Origin of the sequence: Chelatococcus sp. CO-6 (assembly GCF_001271345.1) — a bacterium.
In the GTDB taxonomy this organism is placed as follows: domain Bacteria; phylum Pseudomonadota; class Alphaproteobacteria; order Rhizobiales; family Beijerinckiaceae; genus Chelatococcus_A; species Chelatococcus_A caeni.
In genome coordinates, this window is the sequence record NZ_CP012398.1 from 32287 (window position 1) to 54386 (window position 22100).

Below are 22100 nucleotides of genomic sequence, written 5' to 3' on the forward strand. Positions count from 1 at the left end.
AATTGCGCGAGTTGCAAAAATAGGATTGACAAAACCCTACAGGATTGTCAATCGTAAGGACATGACGACCACGTCGCTTTTGACCGAGATCGAGAGCTTCCTGCGGAGCCACGGCATGGGCCGGGCACGCTTCGGGCATCTCTGCGCCGGTGATCCCGACCTGGTCCGTGAGCTTGAGCGCGGACGTAAACCGCGGCCGAAGACTGAGCAAAAGATTCGATCATTCATGGAGAATTACGATGGCCGCATTCAAAAGCACCTCGGCCCGTAACGACTTCATCTTTTGGGGAACGCTGGCGACGTTCGCCGTTCCCGGTATTGTCCTCGGCGCACTCACCGGATGGGCTGAGGTATTCCTCGCCCTCGGTTGCTACCTGCTCGGCATGGTCGGGCTCGGCGCCGCGTGCTGGTTCACGCGGGGAGAGGACGATCTCTCGTGACGCAGTTTCTGGTGGAGCTGCTGGCCGCTGTGTTCTGCGTATGGCTGGCGCTCCACCTCTGCGCCGATTTCTTCCGTGACTAGAGGCAGTTGCGAATGAACACCCGCAAGGAAATCCTGGAAAAGGCGCTCGACGCCGTGAACAAGCGGCCCAAGGCCTACGGCCCACCGGCCGAGAATTTCGAGCGCATCGCGCGCCGCTGGAACGTCCATCTCCAGAACCGCGGCCTCACGCTGTGCGACAGTAACGGCGCGCCGGTCGCGCTCGACGCGGTCGACGTTGCGACGATGAGCGTCGACCTCAAGCTCGCACGGCTGGAGGAGACCCCGGACCACGAAGACTCGTGGGTCGACGTGGCCGGCTACGGCGCTTGCGGCGCCGAAGTTGCGCGAGTTGCGGCGAGTGCCGAAACGACAACGACCGCGCAGGAGGGGCCAGCGCCGAAGTTCAAGGTCGGCGATCGGGTCCGGCTGAGTAATCTGCCGCCCGATGCCCATCCGGGCATGCGCATCGGCTTTCTCGGTCGTGTGCTCCGTGCCCGCGAGTACGGTAGCATGCATGTTCTGGTCGAGTTTGACGAGGATTTCAACGGCCACGACGGCCACGACAGAGACGTGCGCGGCAAAGACGGCCATTGCTGGTGGTGTTCGCCGGACGTTCTGGAGGTTGTCGAAGAACCCGCCTGGAAACGTGCCAAGGTCGGCGATGTGGTGCGGTTCCGCGCCGGCTGCGACCTTCGTTCCGGCGAGGTTAGCGAGGTCGACGACACCCCAGGCGACCGATGGCGAGTAGCTGTCCGGGGCTTCGGGTGGGTTCATAACGACAACGTCGAGGAGATCGTCGAGTGACGGTCCTTGCGCTCGACCTCGGGACGACGACCGGGTGGGCCTGCGGTGCCGATGAGCGCGACCTGCGCTGCGGCTTCTGGCGCCTCAAGGTCGGCCGCTACGACACCGTCAGCATGCGCTACGTCCGGTTCGAGCGGCACCTCGACGAGTTGCACAAGCTCGTGGGCTTCCGGCACGTCGTTTACGAGGAAGTGCGCAAGCACCGCGGCACAGACGCCGCGCACATCTACGGCGGTCTCCAGGCCACCCTCCTCCGCTGGTGCGAGACGCGCGGGGTGCCCTGCGAAGGCGTGCCGGTTGGCACCATCAAGAAGCATTGGGCCGGGAAGGGCAACGCCTCGAAGGACCACATGCGAGCCGCCGCCGACGAGCGCGGATACGCGCATTCCGGCGACGAGAACGAGATCGATGCGTTGGCTCTCGCGCATTGGTACGTGACGGAGCACCAGGCCTCGTCATCCGAAATCGAAGAGCTTTTGAAGTAGCCAAGGAGACCAGAGATGAAGAATATCGAGGTCGAAATCGGGTTCGACGAGGCCGTCGAGTACGGCAAGGTTTACGCCGCCAAGATGGGCGACCGCTCCGAATCCGACGTTATCAAGCAGGCGATCCTCGACATCTATGGCGCAACGCATGTCATCGCCTCCGCGCGCGCCACGAACATGCTGATCGAGGTGACGAAGAACATGGCGATCCTCGCTGCGCGCACCGAGGTCGGCATCCTCCGCGACAAGGTGGAGAAGATCAAGGCGGAGAACCCCGGCGCCTCCAACGAGGAGCTGGCGGAGAAGCTCAAGGCTTCCCTCGCCGCCACCGCGGGCCACGCGTAACGGCCCCGCCCCTCACGCCAGCCGGCAAAGGTAAAGCCAATGCAGTTCCATATCGAAGAGCGCGAGATCTTTGACCGGGCGCAGGAACTCAACCTCGCGCAGAACGGGAAGATGACGGATGCGGCCGTCAAGGATCTGATGCTCACCTTCTACGGCGTCGTCGCCTGTCTGGCGGGCGCCGGCCACGACGACCTCTTCGACAACCCCGTCGTGCGCAGCAACGTGCGGTGGGTCCGCAACGAGGTCGCGGCGAAGCGTCAGGAGGTGCTCGCCGCCGGCAAGGACACCGCCACCCCGCTCAACTGAGCGCCGGCCGGTCCAGCGGGCGCCCGGCGGCCCGTCCGTGCCACTTCCGATCCGGGGCCGGCGCTCCCCTTCGGGGAGGACATGACCGGAAATCGGAGGAAGGCCGCCACAAATGCGTCTTGATTGTCGAGAGTTGCGAAAGATGAAGGTTGCAGAAGACGCAGGCTTGTTCCCCTACCAGGAGGAAGGTGCCGCCTTCCTTGCGCGCGTCGGCCGCGGGTTGCTAGCGGACGACATGGGCTTGGGCAAGACGGCCCAGGCGATTGCGGCGGCGAGGAAGATTGCCGCGCGCCGCGTCATAATCGTGTGCCCCGCGTCGCTGTGCGAGAATTGGCGACGCGAGTTCAAGAGGTTCTGGCCGGATTTCCCCGGAGAGCTGTTCGTCAAATCCTACAACAAGGTGGACGACTTCGGCGGCGCGACTACGTGCGACGTCCTCATTCTCGACGAGGCACACTACCTCAAGAACAAGGACGCCAAGCGCACCAGGGCGATCTTCGGCCCGAGGTGCGACGGCAAGGGTGGCCTGGTCGAGCGGGCGAAGCAGGTCTTCCTGCTCACCGGCACGCCGACGCCGAACAACCCCGCGGAGCTGTGGCCGCTGGCGCGCGCCGTGTTCCCCGATGCGATCCTCAACCCGAAGATTCCCGGCAAGCCGCTGGCCTACTGGCCGTTCGTCGGCCGCTACTGCAAGACGTTCGACAACGGCTTCGGCATCAAGATCACCGGCGGCAAGAACCTCAAGGAGCTGCGCGAGCGCATTGCCCCCTACGTGCTCCGACGCCGGAAGGAGGAGGTGCTCACCGATCTCCCGCCGATCCGGTTCGACACGCTGCCGCTCGAAGGCATCCGGTTGCCAGTGGTGCTCAATGATGCCGGGAAGGTCGAAGCTGAGATCATTCGGAAGACGCTCGCCGAGAAGGGCGTTGGCGGTCTCGCCGAGATCGCGCCGCATGTTGCTTCGCTGCGCCGCATCACCGGGCTCGCCAAGGTCGGCCCCGTGGTCGAGTGGGTGCGTGACTGGCTCGACGCGGGCGGTTCGAAGATCGTCCTGTTCGCTCACCACAAGGAAGTCATCGCGGCCCTGTCCGATGCATTCGACCGCGCTGTCGTGGTCACGGGCTCGACCACTCCGGCGGTGCGGCAAGCGGCCGTCGACAGTTTCCAGAACGACCCGAACACCCGCGTCTTCATCGGCCAGCTCCAGGCGGCCGGCACCGGCCTTACGCTGACGGCCGCCAGCGACCTCCTGTTCGTCGAAACCTCGTGGGTGCCGGCGGAGAACCAGCAGGCCGCCATGCGCATCCACCGTATCGGCCAGCGCAACGCCTGCCTTGTGCGTGTGGCCACCCTCGCCGGATCGATCGACGAGGACGTCCAGAAGGCGGTCCTGCGGAAGATGCAGGACATCCGTTCTCTTTGGTCCTGATTGTTGCGTTTTGCAAAAAGAGGAAAATCGCATGACGATCAAGCTCGAAATCACCGCCGCGGAAGGCCCCGAGCTGGCGCAGAAGCTGCTCGGCACCCTCGGTGCGTTTGCCTTCGCCGGCCGTGAGGCGCGTGTCACGCCGCCCCCGCAGGCGGCCGAGCCGGCACAGAGCGCTCCGGCGCCCGAGACGGCCGAAGAGGCCAAGCCGCGCCGCACGCGCAAGCCGAAGGACGAGGCCGCCGTGGCCGAGCCCGTGCCGGAGGCCGAAGCCAAGCCCGAGGAGAAGTTCGAGGCGCCCGCCGCGGAGCCCGAAGAAGCGACGGCCTACACCGCCGACGACTGCCGGGCGAAGCTCATGGAGGTGTGCAAGCGCCTGGCGCCCGACATCGGCGTCGCCCTCTTCAAGAAGCACCTTCCGAAGGTCGAGAAGCCGAACATCTCGGCGCTCGCGCCGGGGCAGTACGCCGATTTCATCGGCGACGCGGACAAGGCGCTCGAAGCGCTCGCCGAGGTGGGCGCGGAGTCGCTCGCTGACGTCGACGAGTCCGCGCGGCCGAAGGTCATCGCGGCGGCGAAGGAGGCCATCCAGTGACATTCCGCACGAGCGAGATGGCCGTCATCGAGAGCACCCGCGGCGACGTGATGGCGTTCTTTTTCGACGGCTACCTCATCCTCAACCAGGGGACGGTCTCGGTCTACCTCGACGAGGATCGGGCGAAGCAGGTCGCGAAGGATCTGCTCGCCTACGTCGAGCGGAACGCGCTGTGTCAGGACGATGCGTCCGGGCCGGACCAGCAGGCCCTCCTCCTTGGCATCCAGGACATGCCGGACAATGCGTGAGCCGAACCCCATCGCGCTCGGGCTCGTCGCTGCCGCGACCATGATCGCGGCGGCGAAGACCGTCCCGACACGTCGCCAGAAGTTCATGGCGGAGAACCCGCTGCCGGTCGTCGGCCACGTCCTGCACCGCCAGTACGTGCCCCGGCGGCATGTCAGGCTCGTTGCGGTGCCGGTCAAGTACGAGCCGCAGCCGCCGGGGCATCGCCGCTCCCGCTACTCGGGCGCGGCGCTGCGGGAAATCCGCAAGACCCATCGGTGATAGGACGATATGCACATGTCGAGGGACAGCAGACAAGTTGCTTGACGCGGCATAGGTCCGTGATCCTAAATGTTCTCTATTCGTTCACGGTGCTCCATGACCAAAGCGAAGGACAAACACGCCGGAGGCCAGGCGCATGCTGACCGCGCGCACGCGAAGCTCGCGCCGTCCGCCGCCAGCCGTTGGGTGAACTGCCCCGGCTCCGTTCGGCTGTCGGCCGGCATCGAGTCCCGGTCGTCGATTTGGGCCGATGAGGGCACCGCGGCGCATACGCTGGCGGAGATGTGCCTCAACACCGGCTTCGACGCCGACCGCTTCCTCGACGGATGCGTCGACGTCAACACCGGCAGGGTGCACGAGACCATGCCGCCGCAGCTCGAAGGCAAGCCTCGCGTGTTCGCCATCGACGAGGAGATGGCAGGGGCGGTCCAAGTCTACCTCGACCTCGTGCGCAGCCTCGTGCAGGAGGGCGACGAGTACGAGACCGAGCAGCGGCTCGACCTGTCGTCGGTGCACCCGGACATCTTCGGCACGGGCGACTTCCTGCTCTACCGGCCGTCGACGCACAAGCTCGTCATCGTCGACTACAAGCACGGCAAGGGCGTCGCGGTCGATCCGCGCGAGAACAAGCAGCTCATGACCTACGCGGTGGGCGCGGCGCTCCGCTACCACAACCGCGGCATCGACGAGGTCGAGCTTATCGTCGTGCAGCCGCGCGCCGAGGGCGACGAGGTCAAGACGTGGAAGACCGACGCCGTCACCCTCCTCGAATGGCGGTTCGAGTTGGAGGCCGCCGCCAAGGCGACCGAGGAGCCGGACGCGCCGCTCCAGGCCGGCGAGTGGTGCAAGTTCTGTCCCGCTCTCCCCGACTGCCCGGCCAACCGGGCGCGCCGCGCCGAGCTGGCGCGGATCGAGTTCGCCGAGGATGGAGAGCTGAAGTTGTCCGAGCCTTCGACGATCGCCCCGGAGCGGTTGGCCGCCATCCTGCGGGAGGCGCACCTCTTCAAGGACTGGTTCCGTCGCGTCGAGGAGTTCGCCCACGCCGAGGCTACCGAGGGCCGCCTGCCGCCGGGGTTCAAGTTGGTGGCCAAGCGCGCCACGCGCCGGTGGCGCGACGAGGACGAGGCGGCGAGCTATCTGTCGATGGTCCACGGGCTCGACGATGACGCGCTGTACGAGCGCAAGATGCTGTCCCCGGCCAAGGTCGAGACAGTAATCGGGAAGAAAAATAAAGACGACATTAAGCACCTTGTCGTCAGCAAATCATCCGGCACGAACCTGGTTCCAGAAGACGATAAAAGGCCGGCGGTTCGTGTGGACGCGAAGACCGAGTTTGCGGAGGCATAGATGCGCAACACAGAACCGATCCTGGCGACGATCGAGGCTGTCCTGCGGCAGAAGGCATGGGCGTTCTCGCATGTGGTGATGGGAAACCTTGAGGGGCTGGAGGTTCCCGTCGTCGTCCTGCACAACGGCGATATCGTCCTGCTGCTCCTGAACGAACGGGAGATCGCTACCACCGTGGCCGGTGACTCTTCAGCCGTCGCCGATGCGCTCGCCGGCATGGAAGAGGCCTTCCGCGAAAGCGGATGCATCACCGGGGTGCGCGCGAACTAGCATATCCCTCGACATCCCCGCCAGCCCTTGGAATCGGCGCTCACGTGCCGGAGCCGTGCTCAAAGTGTGAGATCGATGTTGTGAATTGAGAAAAGGGAAAATTCGCATGGCTATCAATCCGTTGGTCTGCCGCATCAGCCAGAAGACCGGCAACATCATCACGCCGCGCATTCGCATGGTGTACCCGGCGCTGTTCAAGCCGTGGGCGCCTCGCGGGAGCGACCAGGAACCGAAGTTCCAGCTCACGATCCTCATCCCCAAGGCGGCCGACATCGCCCTCCTCAAGAATGGCGCCCAGGACGCCGCGTTTGCCGAGTTCGGCAAGGACGCCAAGGGGGTGAAGACGCCGTTCATCAAGACCGAGGAGCAGGAGCGGTTCGCCGACTACGCGGACGAGTACCCGACCATGATCCGCGCCCGTTCGAACGAGCGGCCGGGCGTGGCCGACCGCGAGGGCAAGGACGTCTTCGAGGACCGCGCCGACGAGGTCTACGGCGGCCGGTGGGCGTTCGTGTCGCTGCGGCCGTATGCGTGGAAGCACCCGACCGGCGGCAAGGGCGTCAGCTTCGGCCTCCAGAACGTCCAGCTCCTCGAGGACGACGAGCCCATCGGCGGCGGTCGCGTGGCCGCGTCGAGCGAGTTCGAGCCGGTCGAGGGCATCGGCGGGGACGACAGCGAGGACGCGGCGTCGCTTTTCGTGTGACCCGCTTGTTGGGAGTTGCGAAAATGAAGGTCATTCCGCGCAAGAAGACCTTCGAGAGCATCACGGCCGGACTCTCGAAGATGGTCGATGACCTGCTGGCGTTCGCCGACAGGGAGAAGACCGAAGGCCAGCGCAAGCTCGTCGAGAGCGGTCGGCTGATGGCCGAGCACGAGGCCCACAACCGTGAGGCCGACCGTGCGAAGGCAACGGCCGACAAGATCAAGGGGCTCCTGGCATGAGCGAAGGAACCCCCTCGATCGGGCACAACTCCGGCGCCGTCGCGACCGAGGAGCTGCGCAGCTATCAGCAGCGCATCGAACGGCTGGAGGAAGAGGCCAAATCGGTTCGTGACGACATGAAGGAGGTCTACGCCGAGATGAAGGCCCGCGGGTTCGACGTGAAGGCGTTCAAGGAAGCCCGGCGCCGCCAGAAGCAGGAATCGGACTTCCAAGCGGTCGTCGAGCTGTACGAGGAGCACCTCCTCTCCGAGATGCTGGCCTGAACGTGACGGGGGCTACGGCCCCCGTCCGCCCTCTTTGTTGCGAGTTGCGAAAATGAGAGTCCTCATCGCTTGCGAGTTCTCGGGCATCGTGCGCCGGGCGTTCGCCGCCCGCGGACACGACGCATGGTCGTGCGACCTGCTACCGGCCGAGGACCGAAGCAACAAGCACCTTGTCGGCGACGTGCGGAACTACCTCAACGACGGGTGGGATCTGCTCATGGTCGCGCACCCGCCGTGCACCCGTCTGTGCAACTCCGGCGTCCGTTGGCTCAAAGTGCCCCCGCCTGGCCGCACGGCCGAGGAGATGTGGCGGGAGCTGGATGAAGGCGCCGACCTCTTCTCGGCCTGCTGGAATGCGCCCATCCCCCGGATCGCGGTCGAGAACCCGGTCATGCACCGGTACGCGAAGGAGCGCATCCGCAACTATCAGCCGCCGGCGCAAACGGTGCAGCCCTGGTGGTTCGGAGACCCCTTCTTCAAGGCAACGAGCTTCTACCTCAAAGGGCTTCCCCCGCTCGTCCCCACCAAACGACTGATCCCTCCGAAGCCGGGCACCCCGGAGCACCGCGCGTGGTCGCGCGTGCATCGGGCGCCCCCAGGCCCCGACCGATGGAAAGAGCGGTCCCGAACGTTTCCCGGCATCGCCGAGGCCATGGCTGACCAATGGGGCTCACTTCGCCCCTGATGTTGCGAGTTGCGAAAATGGACACCCGCAAAGGCGACTGGATGCAGACCTACACGGGCCGCCAGTTCTGGCCACTCGATCCCCGCCCCGACGACGTCGACATCGACGATATCGCTCACGCGCTCGGGAATCTGTGCCGCTACAACGGCCACTGCCGCGCCTTCTACAGCGTCGCCGAGCACAGCGTCCTCGTCGCCGAGCGCGCATCGCCGCCGAACAAGCTGGCCGCGCTGCTGCACGACGCGGCCGAGGCCTATCTGTGCGACCTGCCGCGGCCCGTGAAGCGGAGCGTCAGCGGCTACGCCGAGGCCGAGGAGGCCGTCGAGCGGGCGATCGCCGCGAAGTTCGGCGTGCCCCACCCGTGGCCGGCCGAGGTCAAGGATCTCGATAACCGGATCCTGCACGACGAGAAGGCGCAGCTCATGAGGCCGGAGCCGGCCCCGTGGCGCCTGCCGGGCGAACCCCTCGGCGTGACGCTGCACCTGTGGAGGCCGAAGGCCGCCGCGGCGCACTTCAAGCTCATGTTCTACCGGCTCGTGAACGGGGCGCCGCAGTCATGGCTGGCGTGAAGACCTATGGCGGTCGGGGCCGGGCCGGCACCGGCAGCATGCGCGCCCCGCTCGCGGAGCGCGGCGAGGACTTCTACGCTACCCCGCGCGAGGCGGTGGACGCTTTCCTCGACATCGAGCGGCATCAGATCCCGCCGGGCAAGGTGTTCGAGCCGGCCTGCGGCGACGGCGCCATTGTCTTGCCGCTACGCGCCGCCGGCTACCACGTCATCGCGTCGGACCTGATCGACCGCGGATGCCCCGACGCCAGCGTCGGCGATTTCTTTGCGACGGAACCGCCGGGCGACATTTCGGCCATCATCACCAACCCACCGTACAAGAACGCGCAGCGCTTCATCGAACGCGCACTCGGCTTTGCGCCCTACGTCGCGATGCTCCTGCGCCTCGGGTTTCTTGAAGGCTTCCGCCGCAAGCCGTGGCTGGAGGAGTTCCCGCCGGCCCGCGTGCATGTGGCGTCCCGACGCCTGCCGATGATGCACCGCGGCGGGTGGGACGGCCCGCGCGTCATGGGCTCGGCCGTCTGCTTCGCCTGGTTCGTGTGGGATGTGCGCCGCGTCGCGCCGACAACGCTGCATTGGTTCGACTGGAAGGAGTCCGAGCCGGCTGTGGCGCTGGAGGACATGCTCGCATGACGAAGCACATCCTCCACCGCGACTACGAGACCCGATCCGTCGTCGATCTCCAGGCCGCCGGCACCCACGCCTACATGGAGCACGCCACAACCGACGTCTGGTGCTGCGCCTACGCCGTCGACGAAGGGCCGGTGAAGCTGTGGGTGCCCGGCGATCCGGTGCCCGACGAGTTTGTCGAAGCCGCCGAAAACCCGGATTGGCTGGCGTATGCCCACAACGCGGCGTTTGAACGCCTCGCCGAGCACTACATCATGGCCCCGCGCTACGGCTGGCCGGAAATCCCGCTGGAGCGGCAGCGCTGCACGATGGTGATGGCGCACGCGATGGCGTTGCCGGGCTCGCTGGAGAACGCTGCCCGCGCGCTCGGGCTCGACGTCCAGAAGGACACCAAGGGCCGCGCACTCATGCTCCAGATGTGCCGGCCGCGGAAGGGACCGGACCCGAAGTGCTCCTACTGCGACGGCACCGGTGAGTTCTACGGCAACCTCGGCCTCGCCTGCGGCTGCATCCAGTGGTGGGATGAGCCGGAGAAACGCGAGCGCCTCTACACCTATTGCCAGCATGACGTCGAGGTCGAGCGCTCCCTTCACAAGCGCCTTGTGCCCCTCACCCCGTCCGAGCTGGCGCTGTGGCACCTCGACCAGAGCATCAACGATCGCGGCGTCTATGTCGACGTCGCCATGTGCGAGAGCGCCAAGCGCATCGTGAAGGCCACGGCCGAGCGCCTCGACAAGGAAATGGCGCGCGTCACCGAGCAGCGCGTGACTGCATGCTCGCAGGTTCAGAAGCTCCTTGAGTTCGTGAAGCTGCGCGGCGTCGACGCGACGAGCCTGTCGAAGGACACGCTCACCGACATCCTAGTGCGCGACGACCTGCCGGCCGACGTGCGCCGCGCGCTGGAACTGCGCCGGCAGGCGGCCAAGGCCAGCGTGTCGAAGATCAACGCGCTCATGGCCGGCAAGAGCAGCGACGGCCGCTCGAAGATGATGCTCCAGTTCCACGCCGCGTCCACCGGGCGGTGGGCCGGCCGGCGATTCCAGCCGCAGAACCTCATGCGGCCGGAAGACGGCTTCGACGTCGACCAGGCCGTCGAGGCCATCCTCGTCGGCGACCTCGACGTCATGGACATGATGTACGAGGAGCCCATCTCGGCGGTGGCGAATTGCATCCGCGGCACCGTCATCTCCGCGCCGGGCACCCGGTTCGTCACGGCCGACTTCGCGAACATCGAAGGGCGCGGCATCGCGTGGCTGGCCGGGGAGCGCTGGAAGCTCGACGCATTCCGGGCATATGACGCCGGCACCGGCCCGGACCTCTACAAGGTCGCGGCCGGCGGCATCTTCGGCGTGCCACCGAGCGAGATCGGCAAGGACAGCCGGCGCCAGATCGGCAAGGTCTCCGAGCTGGCGCTCGGCTACCAGGGCGGCCCGGCGGCTTTCCGCACCATGGCAAAGACCTACGGCCTCAAGATCGAGGAGTATTTCGACATCGTCATGGAGGCGGCCGACCCGCGGTTCGTCGACGAGGCGCACGAGGCATGGGATGCCTACGGCAAGTCCTCGGGCATCGCCAAGCGGGCGTGGCTTCCGGCCGAGGTCGTCAAGCGCGCGTGGCGCCACAAGCACCCGCGGATCGTGTGCTACTGGCAGGATCTCGAAAACGCGGCCATCGAAGCGGTCGAGCATCCCGGCAAGGTCGTTCCGGTTCTCGACGAATACGGCGACCCCTACGCCGCTCCGGTCAAGTTCCGCGTGGCCGGCTCGTTCCTGTGGCTGCTCCTGCCGAGCGGACGGCCGCTCTGCTACCCCTACCCGAAGCTTGTCGAGAAGGCGACGTCGTGGGGCACGACAAAGCGGACGCTCCAGTACATGGGCGTCGACAGCCGCACCCACAAATGGGGCGAGCAGTACACCTACGGCGGCAAGCTCGCCGAGAACGTGACGCAGGCTATCGCTCGCGACGTGCTCGCCGATTCCATGGTGCGCCTGGAGGCCGCCGGTTATCCGATCGTGCTCACGGTCCACGACGAGGTTGTCGCCGAGCGCGCCCTCGGTGAGGGCTCGCTGGAGGAGTTCGAGCGCATCATGGGCGAGGTGCCGGCATGGGCCGCCGGCCTGCCGATCGCCGTCGAGGGATGGGAAGGCACGCGCTACCGCAAGTAGCGCGCCCGAAGTGTTGTGAGTTGGGAAGAAAGGAAAGACGCAATGCCGACACCTCCGATCAACGAGAACGAGTCCCGGCGCCGGAAGGAGGCCATCGAGGCGGCGCTCCGGGGCGGCGCCAACCCCTTCAACGTCGACATGGGCGGCCGGGGTTCCGCGGTGCAGGTCGCGGCCAGGATGCTCGGGATCCACGATGCGACGCTTACCAATTGGGTCCGGCGCCAGCGGCAGCTTGCCGAGGCCGGCAAGCCGAACTTCGAGCCCGACTGGAGCCTCTTCCGATCCGGCGCTGTGGCCGCGCAGCCGCGCGAGGATCTCGCCGCCAAGGTGGCCGCGGCGCTACGCACCGCGCCCGCCTCGCTGGAGGAGCTGTCGTCGCGGTTCGGCATCACGGCCGCGCAGGCTCTCTCGGCGGTCGAGACGCTCCGCAGCACCGGCGTGTCGGTCATGCTGGTCGGCGAGCGCTTCGAGGTGGCGCGGCAGCATCAGCCGGCATGGACGGCCGGCGAGCCGCTGCGCATCTACACCGACGCCAACAACCGCCTCGTCTTCGGCGCCATCGGCGACAATCACGCCGGATCGAAGTACAGCCGGTGGGATGTGGTCGACGACCTCTACGACCGGTTCGCCGCGGCCGGCGTCGAGCATGTGTTCCACACGGGCAACTGGATCGACGGCGAGGCGCGGTTCAACAAATACGATATCGACACGGCGGGACTCGACAACCAGTGCCGCGAGCTGGCGAACCGGTGGCCGGAGCGGGAGGGCATCTCGACCTACGCCGTGTGGGGCGACGATCACGAGGGCTGGTATGCGCAGCGCGAGGGCGTCGACGTCGGCCGCTACTGCCAGTCGACGTTCCGCCAGGCGGGGCGCGAGGACTGGCATGACCTCGGCTTCATGGAGGCGCACGTCGAGATCGTGAACGCCAACACCGGGAAGTCGGTCATCATGGCCGTTGTGCACCCCGGCGGCGGCACTGCCTACGCCCTCTCCTATCGGCCGCAGAAGATCATCGAATCGCTGGAAGGCGGCACGAAGCCGGCCATCATCCTGCTCGGCCACTACCACAAGCTCGACCCCGGCCTGGTGCGGAACGTCTGGTATCTCCAGACCGGATGCTGCCAGGACCAGACCCCGTTCATGCGCAAGAAGTCGATCGAGGCGCACGTCGGCGGCGCTATCGTCGAGATTGAACAGGATCCAGCCACCGGCGCGATCATCGGTTTCAACCCCGGCATGATCCGCTACTTCAACCGGGGCTACTACGCCGGCCGGGATCAGTGGTCGCACCACGGGCCGGTGGCCCAGGTGCCTCGCAGCGTGGGCGGCGTGTAGCGAGTTGCGAAAAATACGAAAAATCGACAGTTGACATTCCGCGCAGAATGCGCGATAACAACATCGTCGGTGGTGAAGAGAACGGTTACTTCGCTGACGGAAGCACCTACGTTCCGTTTTCGCCTGTTCCCCGACAGCTTTCGGCCTGTGGTGAAGGTCGCGGTTACTTCGATTGGTGAATGAACCCGCGTCCGTTTGTTCCCAGGCTTCTAGTCTGTGTCGATGGTGAAGGGATCGGTTCCTTCGACTTGTAATCGAGAGGTCGCTGGTTCGAATCCAGCCTTGTCGTCCTTGCGGCGGCGAGTAGCTCAGGGGTAGAGCACTGTGCTCCGAGCCCGCTAGTTCCTCGACACAGCCTAGAAGCGCCACGGGCCTCCGCCGGAGGGTCTCGGTGGAGATGATGGTGTAGGGATCGGTTACTTCGCTTTGGGAGCCGTGGGTCGCTGGTTCGAATCCAGCCGGCGGGGGCAATCCTCGCCGTAGCTCAGGGGTAGAGCAACGTCACAGTTCCGAGCCCGCCAGTTCCTCATCTCCTCCGAGGCCCTCCTTTCCCGCACGAAGGAGGGCCTCATGCGTCTCAACGCACGCGCTCGCATGTCTCCGGTTCGCACCCACGAGGGGGCGCCGGCTTTTCCCCACCTCACCCCCATTCAGCAGCTCCGCCGTTCGGTGCTCTCGTGCCTCCTGTGGGAGAGCGAGTTCTACGAGGACGGCCGCACGATCGCACAGCGGATCGAGGAGACGGCGGCCAAGGTGCCGACCAGCGAACTCCGCAATCTGGCCGTCGAGGCGCGCACGCGGTTCAACCTCCGCCACGTGCCGTTGCTCCTGCTCAAGGCCTTGGTCGCCCGCGGTGCCGGCGATCCGTGGACCGGCGACACTGTCGCGGCCGTCATCAAGCGGCCGGACGAGTTGGCCGAGCTCCTGGCGCTCTACTGGAAGGACGGCAAGCGGCCCCTCTCGGCACAGATGAAGAGGGGGTTGGCCAAGGCGTTCAGGAAGTTCGACGCCTACCAGCTCGCGAAGTACAACCGCGACAGCGCGATCAAGCTCCGCGACGTGATGTTCCTCGTCCACCCGAAGCCGGACAACGACCGGCAGGCCGAGACCTGGCGTCAGCTCGTCGACGGCACGCTGCCGGCACCGGACACGTGGGAGGTCGCCCTCTCCGGCGGCGCCGACAAGCGCGAGACGTTCGAGCGACTGCTCCGCGAGGGCAAGCTCGGCTACCTTGCCTTGCTCCGCAACCTGCGGAACATGGCGCAGGCCGGCGTGGATGAGCGCCTGGTGCGCCAGGCCATCCTCGCCCGCAAGGGTGCCGATCGAGTGCTGCCGTTCCGCTACATCGCCGCGGCGCGCGCCGTTCCGCAGTGGGAGCCCTGGATCGACACGGCGCTCCTCGAGGCTATCGGCGAAGCCGAGCCGCTGCCGGGCAAGACGGTCGTGTTGGTCGACGTCTCGGGTTCGATGAACGCGCGCCTGTCGGCCAAATCCGACCTCACGAGGATGGACGCTGCGGCGGCATTGGCCTCGATCATCAGGGCCGACCAGCTTGCGGTCGTGACCTTCTCCTACAATGTCGTCCAGGTTCCCCCGCGCCGCGGTATGGCAGGCATCGACGCTATCATCCGGTCGCAGAACCACGGGGGCACCTACCTGGGGCAGGCGGTCGCCGCGGCCAACAAGACCCCGCACGACCGGCTCATCGTCATCACCGACGAGCAGAGCCACGACCGCGTGCCGGATCCGATCGCCAGGCACGCGTACATGATCAATGTCGCGTCGAACCGGAACGGCGTCGGCTACGGCGGCCGGTGGGTCCACCTCGACGGCTTCTCCGAGCAGGTGCTCCGGTTCATCGCCGAGTATGAGCGGGGCTGAGTTCAAAGCGCGGGCGATCGCCCGCTTCGGGAGGCGCGGCTGGCAGAAGGAGCTGGCCGCGCTTCTTCGCGTCGACGTCTCGACGATTCGTCGGTGGGTGGCCGAGGACCGGGTGCCTTGGTGGGCCGCTGGCCGGTTTTAACTGGCCAGTTTAACTGGCCAGTTCGCGTTGTGTTCTGCGATTTTGCAGCCCGCCCGCAACCCTAAGATATTGATTTTTATGGGAATTTAGGTGGCGCGCCCAAGGGGACTCGAACCCCTGTTTTCGCCGTGAAAGGGCGACGTCCTAGACCGCTAGACGATGGGCGCACGGCCTCGCGAGGCGAGGTAGCGGCGCGACATATAGAGCGGTTCGCCGGCCGCGGCAAGCACAACCGCCGGGGAAGAACGGTGGATCAGTTCCCATCCACAGCCTTGCCCGGCGTCGCTGGCGCCACGTCCGTGACCCGCAGGTCGACGCGCTCCGCCCCGCCCCAGCGGTCGATGGCGAGGCTGCCGGCAGCGTGGATACGCTCGCCGCGCGCCGCAAGGAGCGCGCGGCCGAGCGGCTGGTCGGCGGCGCGGAAGGCGATGCCGCCGACCTGGCTGCCGTCGCCGGCACGCAGCTTGAGGCGCACATGGCCGTTACCGACGACGGCCGCCTCCGTGAGGATGTGATGCGGGAAGGCGAAGACCGGCTCCGGGTGGCCGGAGCCGAAGGGCCCTGCCCCGGCAAGCCGCGCCATCAGCTCCGCCGTGGCGGAGGCGGCCGTCATCGCCCCGTCGACCAGGAGGGCCGTGTCCGCTCCCGCCACCGCGACGCTGTCGCGCAGCAGGGCGTCGATGGCCTCGGTGAAGGCCGGCAGGCTGTCACCGTTGAGCGTCACGCCGGCCGCCATGGCATGGCCGCCGCCCTTCGCCACCTGCCCCGCCTCGACCAGCCGGCGCACCGCAGCGCCGAGATCGACCCCGGGGATCGAGCGGCCGGAGCCGGTGAGGCCGCCGTCGCCGTTCGCCGCAAAGGCGAAGGCGGGTTTCTGGAAACGCTCCTTCACCCGCGCGGCGACGAGGCCGACGACGCCCGGGTGCCAGTCCGGCGCGTGCACCACGAGCACCGCCCGGTCGGGATCGGCCGTGAGCGCCATGTCCGCCTGCGCCATCGCCTCCTCGACGGCGATGAGCTCGATGGCCTGTCGCTCCTTGTTGAGCCGGTCGAGCTCCGCCGCGGTCCCCCGCGCCACCGCATCGTCCAGCGTCAGGAGCAGCCGGGCGCCGAGCGCCGCATCGCCGATGCGCCCGCCGGCATTGATGCGCGGCCCGAGCAGGAAACCGAGATGCCAGGCCTCGGGTGGTCCAGACAGGGCGGCCGTGTCCATCAGCGCCGTCAGCCCCGCCCGGCCGCGCCGGCGCATGACGGCGAGCCCCTGGCGCACGAAGGCGCGGTTGAGGCCCTTGAGCGGCACGACGTCGGCCACGGTCGCCAGCGCCACGAGGTCGAGCTCGGCGAGGAGATCGGGCTGCGGCCGATCCGCCCGCCAGAAGCCGGCCTCCCTTAGCGCGCGATTGAGCGCGACGAGCACGAGGAAGACCACCCCGGCCGCAGCGAGATGGCCGAGGCCGGAGAGATCGTCCTGCCGGTTCGGATTGACCAGGGCCTCGACGCGCGGCAGGTCCGCCGGCGCCTGGTGGTGATCGATGACGACCACATCCATGCCGAGCTCGCGCGCATGGGCGAAGACCGCATGGCTCGCGGTGCCGCAGTCGACGGTGACGAGAAGGCGCGCCCCCGCCTCCCGCAGCGCGGTAACGGCCGCCGTATTGGGCCCGTAGCCCTCCGTCAGCCGGTCCGGGATGTGAATGACGTAGGGAACGCCGCAGCGGCCGAGAAAGCCGCCGATGAGGGCGGCCGAACAGGCGCCGTCCACGTCGTAGTCGCCGAAGATCGCGACCTGCTCGCCCCGCTCCGCCGCGGCGACGAGCCGCGCGACGGCGGCATCCATGTCGCGCAGCACGGAAGGGTCCGGCAAGAGATCGCGCAGGCGCGGCTCGAGGAACGGCACGGCATCGCCCGCGGCGACGCCGCGCGCGGCGAGCACGCGCGCCACCATGTCCGGCAGGCCGTGCTGCTGCACCATGGCGAGAGCCTGCAGCGCCTGCGTCTCGTCGCATCGGTCGCGCCACATGCGGCCGAGGGCCGAGCGTTGGACACCGAGAAAGGGGCGCGGCGCGTGGGACGCCGCCGCGGGACTGTCTACGGAATCGATGGGGGCCCGCGCGAGGGATGATTCGCTCATGGCCCGATTATTCACGGCGCCACCGCGGGGCCAACCGCCTCAGGGTAGAAGCACCGGGGAAGAAAGCATCAGGGAAGAGCGCATCAGGGCAGCGACTTGCGGTACTGGATGAAGCCGGCATCTTCCGCCACGCGGTCGTAGAGTGCCCGGCCGGCCGCATTGTCCTTGTGCGTCAGCCAGTAGACGCGCTCCGCCCCGACGGCGCGCGCCGCGTCATAGACCGCCTCGATGAGCCGCCGCCCCAGGCCGCGCCCCCGCTGCGCCTCGGCCGTGAAGAGGTCGTTGAGGTAGCAGCGCGGCGCGAGGCTCCACGTCGTGGCATGGAAGACGTAATGCGCGATGGCCGCGAGCTCGCCGTCGACGAAGGCGCCGAGGCCATGGATCGGCTCGGCGGGATCGAGCATGCGCGCGAAGGTGCCGTCCGTCACCGCCGGCGGCAGGGAGATGCGGTAGAAGGCTTGGTAGCCCTGCCACAGCGGCTCCCATGCCGCCCGGTCCGCGGCTGCGAGCGGCCGCACGACAATGCCATCCTCCGACATCGCGCCTCCCCTCCCGGCGGCTGCCGTGTGAGCCGATCCGGAGAACGATCAATCCAGATGGAACTTGGCGAGTTCCCGGTGCTCGGCCTTGATGCGGCGCACGGTGCCCGTGGCCGAGCGGTAGACCACCGTCTCCGTCTCGATCACGTCCTTGCGGAAGCGCACGCCCGAGAGAAGGGCGCCGTTGGTAACGCCCGTGGCGGCGACGATGACGTCACCCGAGGCGAGGTCGAGCAGATGGTACTTCCGGTTCGGGTCGTCGACGCCCATCTTGGCCGCGCGGTCGAGCTTCTCGGCCGTGTCGAGGATGAGGCGGGCCTGCATCTGGCCGCCGACGCAGCGCAGCGCCCCGGCCGCGAGCACGCCCTCCGGGGCGGCGCCGATGCCGAGATACATGTCGATGCCGGTCTCTTCCGGATTCGCCGTGAAGATGACGCCGGCGACGTCGCCGTCGGTGATGAGGCGGATGCCGGCGCCCGTCTTGCGCACGGCCGCGATCATGTCGGCGTGGCGCGGCCGGTCGAGCATCATCACGTTGATCTCGTTCGGCTTGACGCCCTTGGCCTTGGCGAGGGCGTTGATGTTGTCCACCGGCGAGGCGTCGAGGTCGATCACCCCGTCCGGATAGCCGGGACCGACGGCGATCTTCTGCATGTAGACGTCGGGCGCGCCGAGCAGCGTGCCCGCCTCGGCCATGGCCATGACGGTGATGGCACCCGGCATGTCCTTGGCGCAGAGCGTCGTGCCCTCGAGCGGATCGACCGCGATGTCGACCTTCGGCCCCTTGGTGTTGCCGACCTTCTCGCCGATGAACAGCATCGGCGCCTCGTCGCGCTCGCCCTCGCCGATGACGACGGTGCCGTCGATCGGCAGGCGGTTGAGCTCGCGGCGCATGGCGTCGACCGCGGCCTGGTCGGCCGCCTTCTCGTTGCCGCGCCCGCGCAGCCGCGCCGCGGCGACGGCGGCACGCTCGGTCACGCGCACGAGCTCCAGCGTGAGGATGCGTTCGATCAGCTGGTTCGGCTTGACGGTAATCTCGCTCATCGCGGTCGGATCTCCCTAAAGGCCGTTCAGATCAGCGGGGCCGGAACGGCCGTCTGGATCATTCAAGGTGCGAGCCTGTTCGCTGGCGCGGCACGATCAGCCGCAGCTCACTCCCGTTCAATACGGATAACTTGTGGCGCCTCGGCGACATGCCCGTCGCCGATCACCTTGTCCACCGCCTTGCGGATGGCTGCTTCCGTCGTCGCATAGGTGATGAGCACCACCGGCACCGGCGCGCCGGAGCGCCCGGAGGGATCCCGCTGGGCGGCATCTTCCGACCGGTGCTGGACGATGCTCTCCAGCGAGATGTCCGCCTCCGCCATGCGGGTGACGATGGAGGCCGCGGCGCCCGGCCTGTCATAGGCGGTGAGGCGCACGTAATAGCCGCCGGTATGCATGCGCATCGCCGCGCGCTCGGGCTTGCGCAGCGCGCCGACGGGCACGCCGAAGGCCGGCCCTGCACCGCCCGCGGCAAGGTCGCAGATGTCGGCGACGACGGCAGAGGCGGTCGCGTCGCCCCCCGCCCCCGGGCCGACGAGCGTGACCTCGCGCACCGCATCGGCGTCGATGGTGACGGCATTGGTCACGCCCATCACCTGCGCGATGGCGGAGGATTTCGGCACCATCGTGGGGTGGACGCGCTGCTCGATGCCCGTCTTCGTTCGCTCGGCGACGCCGAGCAGCTTGATGCGGTAGCCGAGCTCGTCGGCCATGCGGATGTCGATGGGGCTGATCGAGGAGATGCCCTCGACATAGATCGCCTCGGCGTCGATCTCGGTGCCGAAGGCGAGGCTCGTGAGGATCGACAGCTTGTGCGCCGTGTCGAAGCCGCCGATGTCGAAGGTCGGATCCGCCTCGGCATAGCCGAGCCTCTGCGCGTCCTTGAGGCATTCGTCGAAGGAAAGGCCCTCCGCCTCCATGCGCGAGAGGATGTAGTTGCAGGTGCCGTTGAGGATGCCGTAGACGCGGCTGACGCTGTTGCCGCCGAGCGCCTCGCGCAGCGTCTTGATGACGGGAATGCCGCCGGCGACCGAAGCCTCGAAGGCGAGCGACACGCCCTTCTTCTCGGCGAGCGCGGCGAGCGTCACGCCGTGCCGGGCGAGCAGCGCCTTGTTGGCGGTGACGACGTGCTTGCCGGTCTCCAACGCCGCGGTGACGGCCTCGAGCGCCGGGCCGTCCTCCCCGCCGATGAGCTCGACGAAACAGTCGATGTCGCCGCTGCGGGCGAGCGCGACCGGATCGTCGAACCACGTGAGCGTCGCGAGATCGAAGCCACGCTCGCGCGTGCGGTCGCGCGCGGTCACGGCGGTCACCCTCACCCGGCGTCCGAGACGGGCGGTAAGCTGCTCGTCCTGACGGGCAAGCATGCGCACGGCGGAAGCGCCGACCGTGCCGAGGCCGGCGATGCCGACCCTGAAATCATGCGACATGGTGAACCAGACTCGCGGGAACGAAAGGCAACGAGATCCGGCGCGGTCGGCGCCTCAGCGCCGGGCCGCGAGCGGGACCACGTTGTGCAACGTTTTGTCCGCCGTTTCAAGGAAGCGGCGGATATTGCGGGCGGCCTGGCGGATGCGCTGCTCGTTCTCCACAATGGCGATCCGCACATATTCGTCGCCGTGCTCGCCGAAGCCGATGCCCGGCGCGACCGCGACATCCGCCTTCTCGACGAGCAGCTTCGAGAATTCGAGGCTGCCGAGGCCGCGGAAGGGCTCCGGAATGGGCACCCAGGCGAACATCGAGGCGCTCGGCGCCGGGATCTGCCAGCCGGCGCGGCCGAAGGAATCGACCAGCGCGTCGCGGCGCCGGCGATAGATGTCGCGCATCTCGACGATACAGTCGTCCGGCCCGTTGAGGGCGGCCGTGGCCGCCACCTGCACGGGCGTATAGGCGCCGTAGTCGAGATAGGACTTCACGCGGGCGAGCGCCGCCAGCAGCCGCTCGTTGCCCACGGCAAAGCCCATGCGCCAGCCGGCCATGGAATAGGTCTTCGACATCGAGGTGAACTCGACCGTGACGTCCATGGCGCCCGGCACCTGCAGCACCGACGGCGGCGGCTCGCCGTCGAAATAGACCTCGGCATAGGCGAGGTCGGACAGGACGATGAGCTCGTGCTTCTTCGCAAAGGCCACGAGGTCCTTGTAGAAGTCGAGCGAGGCCACATAGGCCGTGGGGTTCGACGGATAGCAGACGACGACCGCGATGGGCTTGGGGATCGAATGCACCACCGCCCGCTCGAGCGCGGGGAAGAAGGCCGGCGTCGGCTCGGCCGGCACGGAGCGGATGGCGCCGCCGGCCATCAGGAAGCCGAAGGCGTGGATCGGATAGCTCGGATTGGGCACGAGCACGACGTCGCCGGGCCCGGTGATGGCCTGCGCCATGTTGGCGAAGCCCTCCTTCGAGCCGAGCGTGGCGACCACCTGGGTGTCGGGATCGAGCTTCACGCCGAAGCGGCGCTCGTAATAGCCCGCCTGGGCCCGGCGCAGCCCGCCGATGCCCTTGGAGGCCGAATAGCGGTCGGTGCGCGGCTTGCCGGCGGTCTCGACCAGCTTCTCGATGACGTGGCGCGGCGCCGGCAGATCGGGATTGCCCATGCCGAGGTCGATGATGTCGGCCCCGTTAGCTCGGGCGGCGGCCTTGATCCGGTTCACCTGCTCGAAAACATAGGGCGGCAGACGCTTGATGCGGTGAAAATCGGTCATGGCTACTCGAGTCCCTGGATCGGGCCGCGCATCACAATCCTTCCGGCGCGGCAGCTTTGATTTAGCACCCGGCCGGCCAAAGGCAGAATGTTTTTTCGCGCCTGCGGCATGGCCGCCGCGCTATTGCGCTCCCGGCGTCGCCGACAGCGCCTTGGCCTCCGAGGCGGCCGCCTCGTTCGCCCGCCGCCGCGCCTCCAGCTCCTGCTTCAGCCGTTCGGCCTCGTCGGCGGTCCGCGGCCGTATCGCGCGGGCCGGCGGCTGTACGCCGATGGGCATGTAGCTGAGGTCCTCGGGGCGCGACTGCGTGACGAATTCGGCCGACTGCGGCGCCTCGGCGCGAAGCCCGGTGGCGACGGCGACGCCCCGCACAGCCTCGCCGCCGCTCGTGCAGGCGGCAAGGACGAGCGGCAGCAGCACGGGCAGCGCCCGGCAGGCGCGGCTCGCGGGCGCAGACTGGAAAAGGCCTCGCAAAGAACGTCTCATCGGTATGAACTCTTGTGA

The 22100-nt window shown here is 67.6% G+C and carries 26 protein-coding genes and 2 tRNA genes; 21 read left to right on the plus strand and 7 right to left on the minus strand.

Features of this window, described 5'->3' with window-relative positions; translation table 11 throughout:
- Nucleotides 1-239 precede the first annotated feature (239 nt).
- The 21 genes from AL346_RS00195 to AL346_RS00290 all read left to right on the plus strand — a co-directional run bounded on the left by AL346_RS00195 (nucleotide 240) and on the right by AL346_RS00290 (nucleotide 15041).
- On the plus strand, nucleotides 240-440 hold the full coding sequence (locus AL346_RS00195) for a hypothetical protein (RefSeq protein WP_019403002.1): 201 nt from the start codon (nucleotides 240-242) through the stop codon (nucleotides 438-440).
- 95 nt (nucleotides 441-535) lie between these two features.
- A complete protein-coding gene (locus AL346_RS00200) occupies nucleotides 536-1288 on the plus strand; it encodes a DUF6378 domain-containing protein (RefSeq protein WP_019403001.1) in 753 nt (250 codons plus the stop codon).
- Nucleotides 1285-1773, plus strand: a complete 489-nt coding sequence (locus AL346_RS00205; RefSeq protein ID WP_019403000.1) for a hypothetical protein — start codon at nucleotides 1285-1287, stop codon at nucleotides 1771-1773. Before AL346_RS00200 ends, AL346_RS00205 begins: the two co-directional genes overlap by 4 nt.
- Before the next feature lie 15 nt (nucleotides 1774-1788).
- A complete protein-coding gene (locus AL346_RS00210; RefSeq protein WP_019402999.1) occupies nucleotides 1789-2118 on the plus strand; it encodes a hypothetical protein in 330 nt (109 codons plus the stop codon).
- A 39-nt stretch (nucleotides 2119-2157) separates the two neighbouring features.
- A complete protein-coding gene (locus AL346_RS00215; protein ID WP_019402998.1) occupies nucleotides 2158-2424 on the plus strand; it encodes a hypothetical protein in 267 nt (88 codons plus the stop codon).
- A 142-nt stretch (nucleotides 2425-2566) separates the two neighbouring features.
- The gene (locus AL346_RS00220) at nucleotides 2567-3853 is read left to right on the plus strand and encodes a DEAD/DEAH box helicase (RefSeq protein WP_197286585.1); all 1287 of its coding nucleotides are present in this window, start codon (nucleotides 2567-2569) and stop codon (nucleotides 3851-3853) included.
- Nucleotides 3854-3884: 31 nt separating this feature from the next.
- Entirely contained in the window at nucleotides 3885-4445 is a 561-nt protein-coding gene (locus AL346_RS00225) for a hypothetical protein (protein ID WP_026015281.1), read from the plus strand.
- On the plus strand, nucleotides 4442-4693 hold the full coding sequence (locus AL346_RS00230) for a hypothetical protein (protein WP_019402996.1): 252 nt from the start codon (nucleotides 4442-4444) through the stop codon (nucleotides 4691-4693). The genes AL346_RS00225 and AL346_RS00230 overlap by 4 nt, the downstream gene beginning before the upstream one ends.
- A complete protein-coding gene (locus tag AL346_RS00235; protein WP_019402995.1) occupies nucleotides 4686-4952 on the plus strand; it encodes a hypothetical protein in 267 nt (88 codons plus the stop codon). The genes AL346_RS00230 and AL346_RS00235 overlap by 8 nt, the downstream gene beginning before the upstream one ends.
- A 96-nt stretch (nucleotides 4953-5048) precedes the next feature.
- A complete protein-coding gene (locus AL346_RS00240) occupies nucleotides 5049-6299 on the plus strand; it encodes a DUF2800 domain-containing protein (RefSeq protein ID WP_019402994.1) in 1251 nt (416 codons plus the stop codon).
- A complete protein-coding gene (locus AL346_RS00245) occupies nucleotides 6300-6569 on the plus strand; it encodes a hypothetical protein (protein ID WP_019402993.1) in 270 nt (89 codons plus the stop codon). It abuts the gene before it with no gap.
- Between the two features lie 106 nt (nucleotides 6570-6675).
- The gene (locus AL346_RS00250) at nucleotides 6676-7272 is read left to right on the plus strand and encodes an ssDNA-binding protein (protein WP_019402992.1); all 597 of its coding nucleotides are present in this window, start codon (nucleotides 6676-6678) and stop codon (nucleotides 7270-7272) included.
- 23 nt (nucleotides 7273-7295) lie between these two features.
- Nucleotides 7296-7511: a hypothetical protein gene (locus AL346_RS00255; RefSeq protein ID WP_019402991.1), complete on the plus strand. Its 216-nt coding sequence runs from the start codon at nucleotides 7296-7298 to the stop codon at nucleotides 7509-7511.
- Nucleotides 7508-7774, plus strand: coding sequence for a GapR family DNA-binding domain-containing protein (locus tag AL346_RS00260; protein ID WP_019402990.1), 267 nt, complete (start codon nucleotides 7508-7510; stop codon nucleotides 7772-7774). The genes AL346_RS00255 and AL346_RS00260 overlap by 4 nt, the downstream gene beginning before the upstream one ends.
- Before the next feature lie 52 nt (nucleotides 7775-7826).
- Nucleotides 7827-8459, plus strand: coding sequence for a hypothetical protein (locus AL346_RS00265; RefSeq protein WP_019402989.1), 633 nt, complete (start codon nucleotides 7827-7829; stop codon nucleotides 8457-8459).
- A gap of 17 nt (nucleotides 8460-8476) precedes the next feature.
- Nucleotides 8477-9028 carry a hypothetical protein gene (locus AL346_RS00270; RefSeq protein WP_019402988.1) on the plus strand — a complete coding sequence of 184 codons (552 nt, stop codon included), beginning with the start codon at nucleotides 8477-8479 and terminating at the stop codon, nucleotides 9026-9028.
- Nucleotides 9016-9660 (plus strand): hypothetical protein, encoded by a 645-nt coding sequence (locus tag AL346_RS00275; RefSeq protein WP_019402987.1) that lies wholly within the window; start codon nucleotides 9016-9018, stop codon nucleotides 9658-9660. The genes AL346_RS00270 and AL346_RS00275 overlap by 13 nt, the downstream gene beginning before the upstream one ends.
- Nucleotides 9657-11822 (plus strand): DNA polymerase, encoded by a 2166-nt coding sequence (locus AL346_RS00280; protein WP_019402986.1) that lies wholly within the window; start codon nucleotides 9657-9659, stop codon nucleotides 11820-11822. The genes AL346_RS00275 and AL346_RS00280 overlap by 4 nt, the downstream gene beginning before the upstream one ends.
- Before the next feature lie 42 nt (nucleotides 11823-11864).
- The gene (locus tag AL346_RS00285; RefSeq protein WP_019402985.1) at nucleotides 11865-13160 is read left to right on the plus strand and encodes a hypothetical protein; all 1296 of its coding nucleotides are present in this window, start codon (nucleotides 11865-11867) and stop codon (nucleotides 13158-13160) included.
- Nucleotides 13161-13380: 220 nt separating this feature from the next.
- Nucleotides 13381-13449: transfer RNA gene (locus AL346_RS24900), tRNA-Thr, on the plus strand.
- A gap of 281 nt (nucleotides 13450-13730) precedes the next feature.
- Nucleotides 13731-15041: a TROVE domain-containing protein gene (locus AL346_RS00290; RefSeq protein ID WP_026015278.1), complete on the plus strand. Its 1311-nt coding sequence runs from the start codon at nucleotides 13731-13733 to the stop codon at nucleotides 15039-15041.
- A gap of 233 nt (nucleotides 15042-15274) precedes the next feature.
- Here AL346_RS00290 and AL346_RS00295 read toward each other — a convergent pair.
- The 7 genes from AL346_RS00295 to AL346_RS00325 form a co-directional block, all read right to left on the minus strand.
- Nucleotides 15275-15350 (minus strand) — tRNA-Glu (locus tag AL346_RS00295).
- Between the two features lie 86 nt (nucleotides 15351-15436).
- Nucleotides 15437-17203, minus strand: coding sequence for a single-stranded-DNA-specific exonuclease RecJ (gene recJ / locus AL346_RS00300; protein WP_245303242.1), 1767 nt, complete (start codon nucleotides 17201-17203; stop codon nucleotides 15437-15439).
- A gap of 194 nt (nucleotides 17204-17397) precedes the next feature.
- Nucleotides 17398-17853, minus strand: a complete 456-nt coding sequence (locus AL346_RS00305) for a GNAT family N-acetyltransferase (protein WP_019402981.1) — start codon at nucleotides 17851-17853, stop codon at nucleotides 17398-17400.
- 48 nt (nucleotides 17854-17901) lie between these two features.
- Nucleotides 17902-18897 carry a class II fructose-bisphosphatase gene (glpX, locus tag AL346_RS00310; RefSeq protein ID WP_019402980.1) on the minus strand — a complete coding sequence of 332 codons (996 nt, stop codon included), beginning with the start codon at nucleotides 18895-18897 and terminating at the stop codon, nucleotides 17902-17904.
- A 107-nt stretch (nucleotides 18898-19004) separates the two neighbouring features.
- Complete coding sequence (locus AL346_RS00315) at nucleotides 19005-20327, minus strand: homoserine dehydrogenase (RefSeq protein WP_019402979.1); 1323 nt, start codon at nucleotides 20325-20327, stop codon at nucleotides 19005-19007.
- 54 nt (nucleotides 20328-20381) lie between these two features.
- Nucleotides 20382-21599 (minus strand): LL-diaminopimelate aminotransferase, encoded by a 1218-nt coding sequence (locus AL346_RS00320; protein ID WP_019402978.1) that lies wholly within the window; start codon nucleotides 21597-21599, stop codon nucleotides 20382-20384.
- Nucleotides 21600-21719: 120 nt separating this feature from the next.
- Nucleotides 21720-22082 (minus strand): hypothetical protein, encoded by a 363-nt coding sequence (locus tag AL346_RS00325; RefSeq protein WP_156332651.1) that lies wholly within the window; start codon nucleotides 22080-22082, stop codon nucleotides 21720-21722.
- Nucleotides 22083-22100 lie beyond the last annotated feature (18 nt).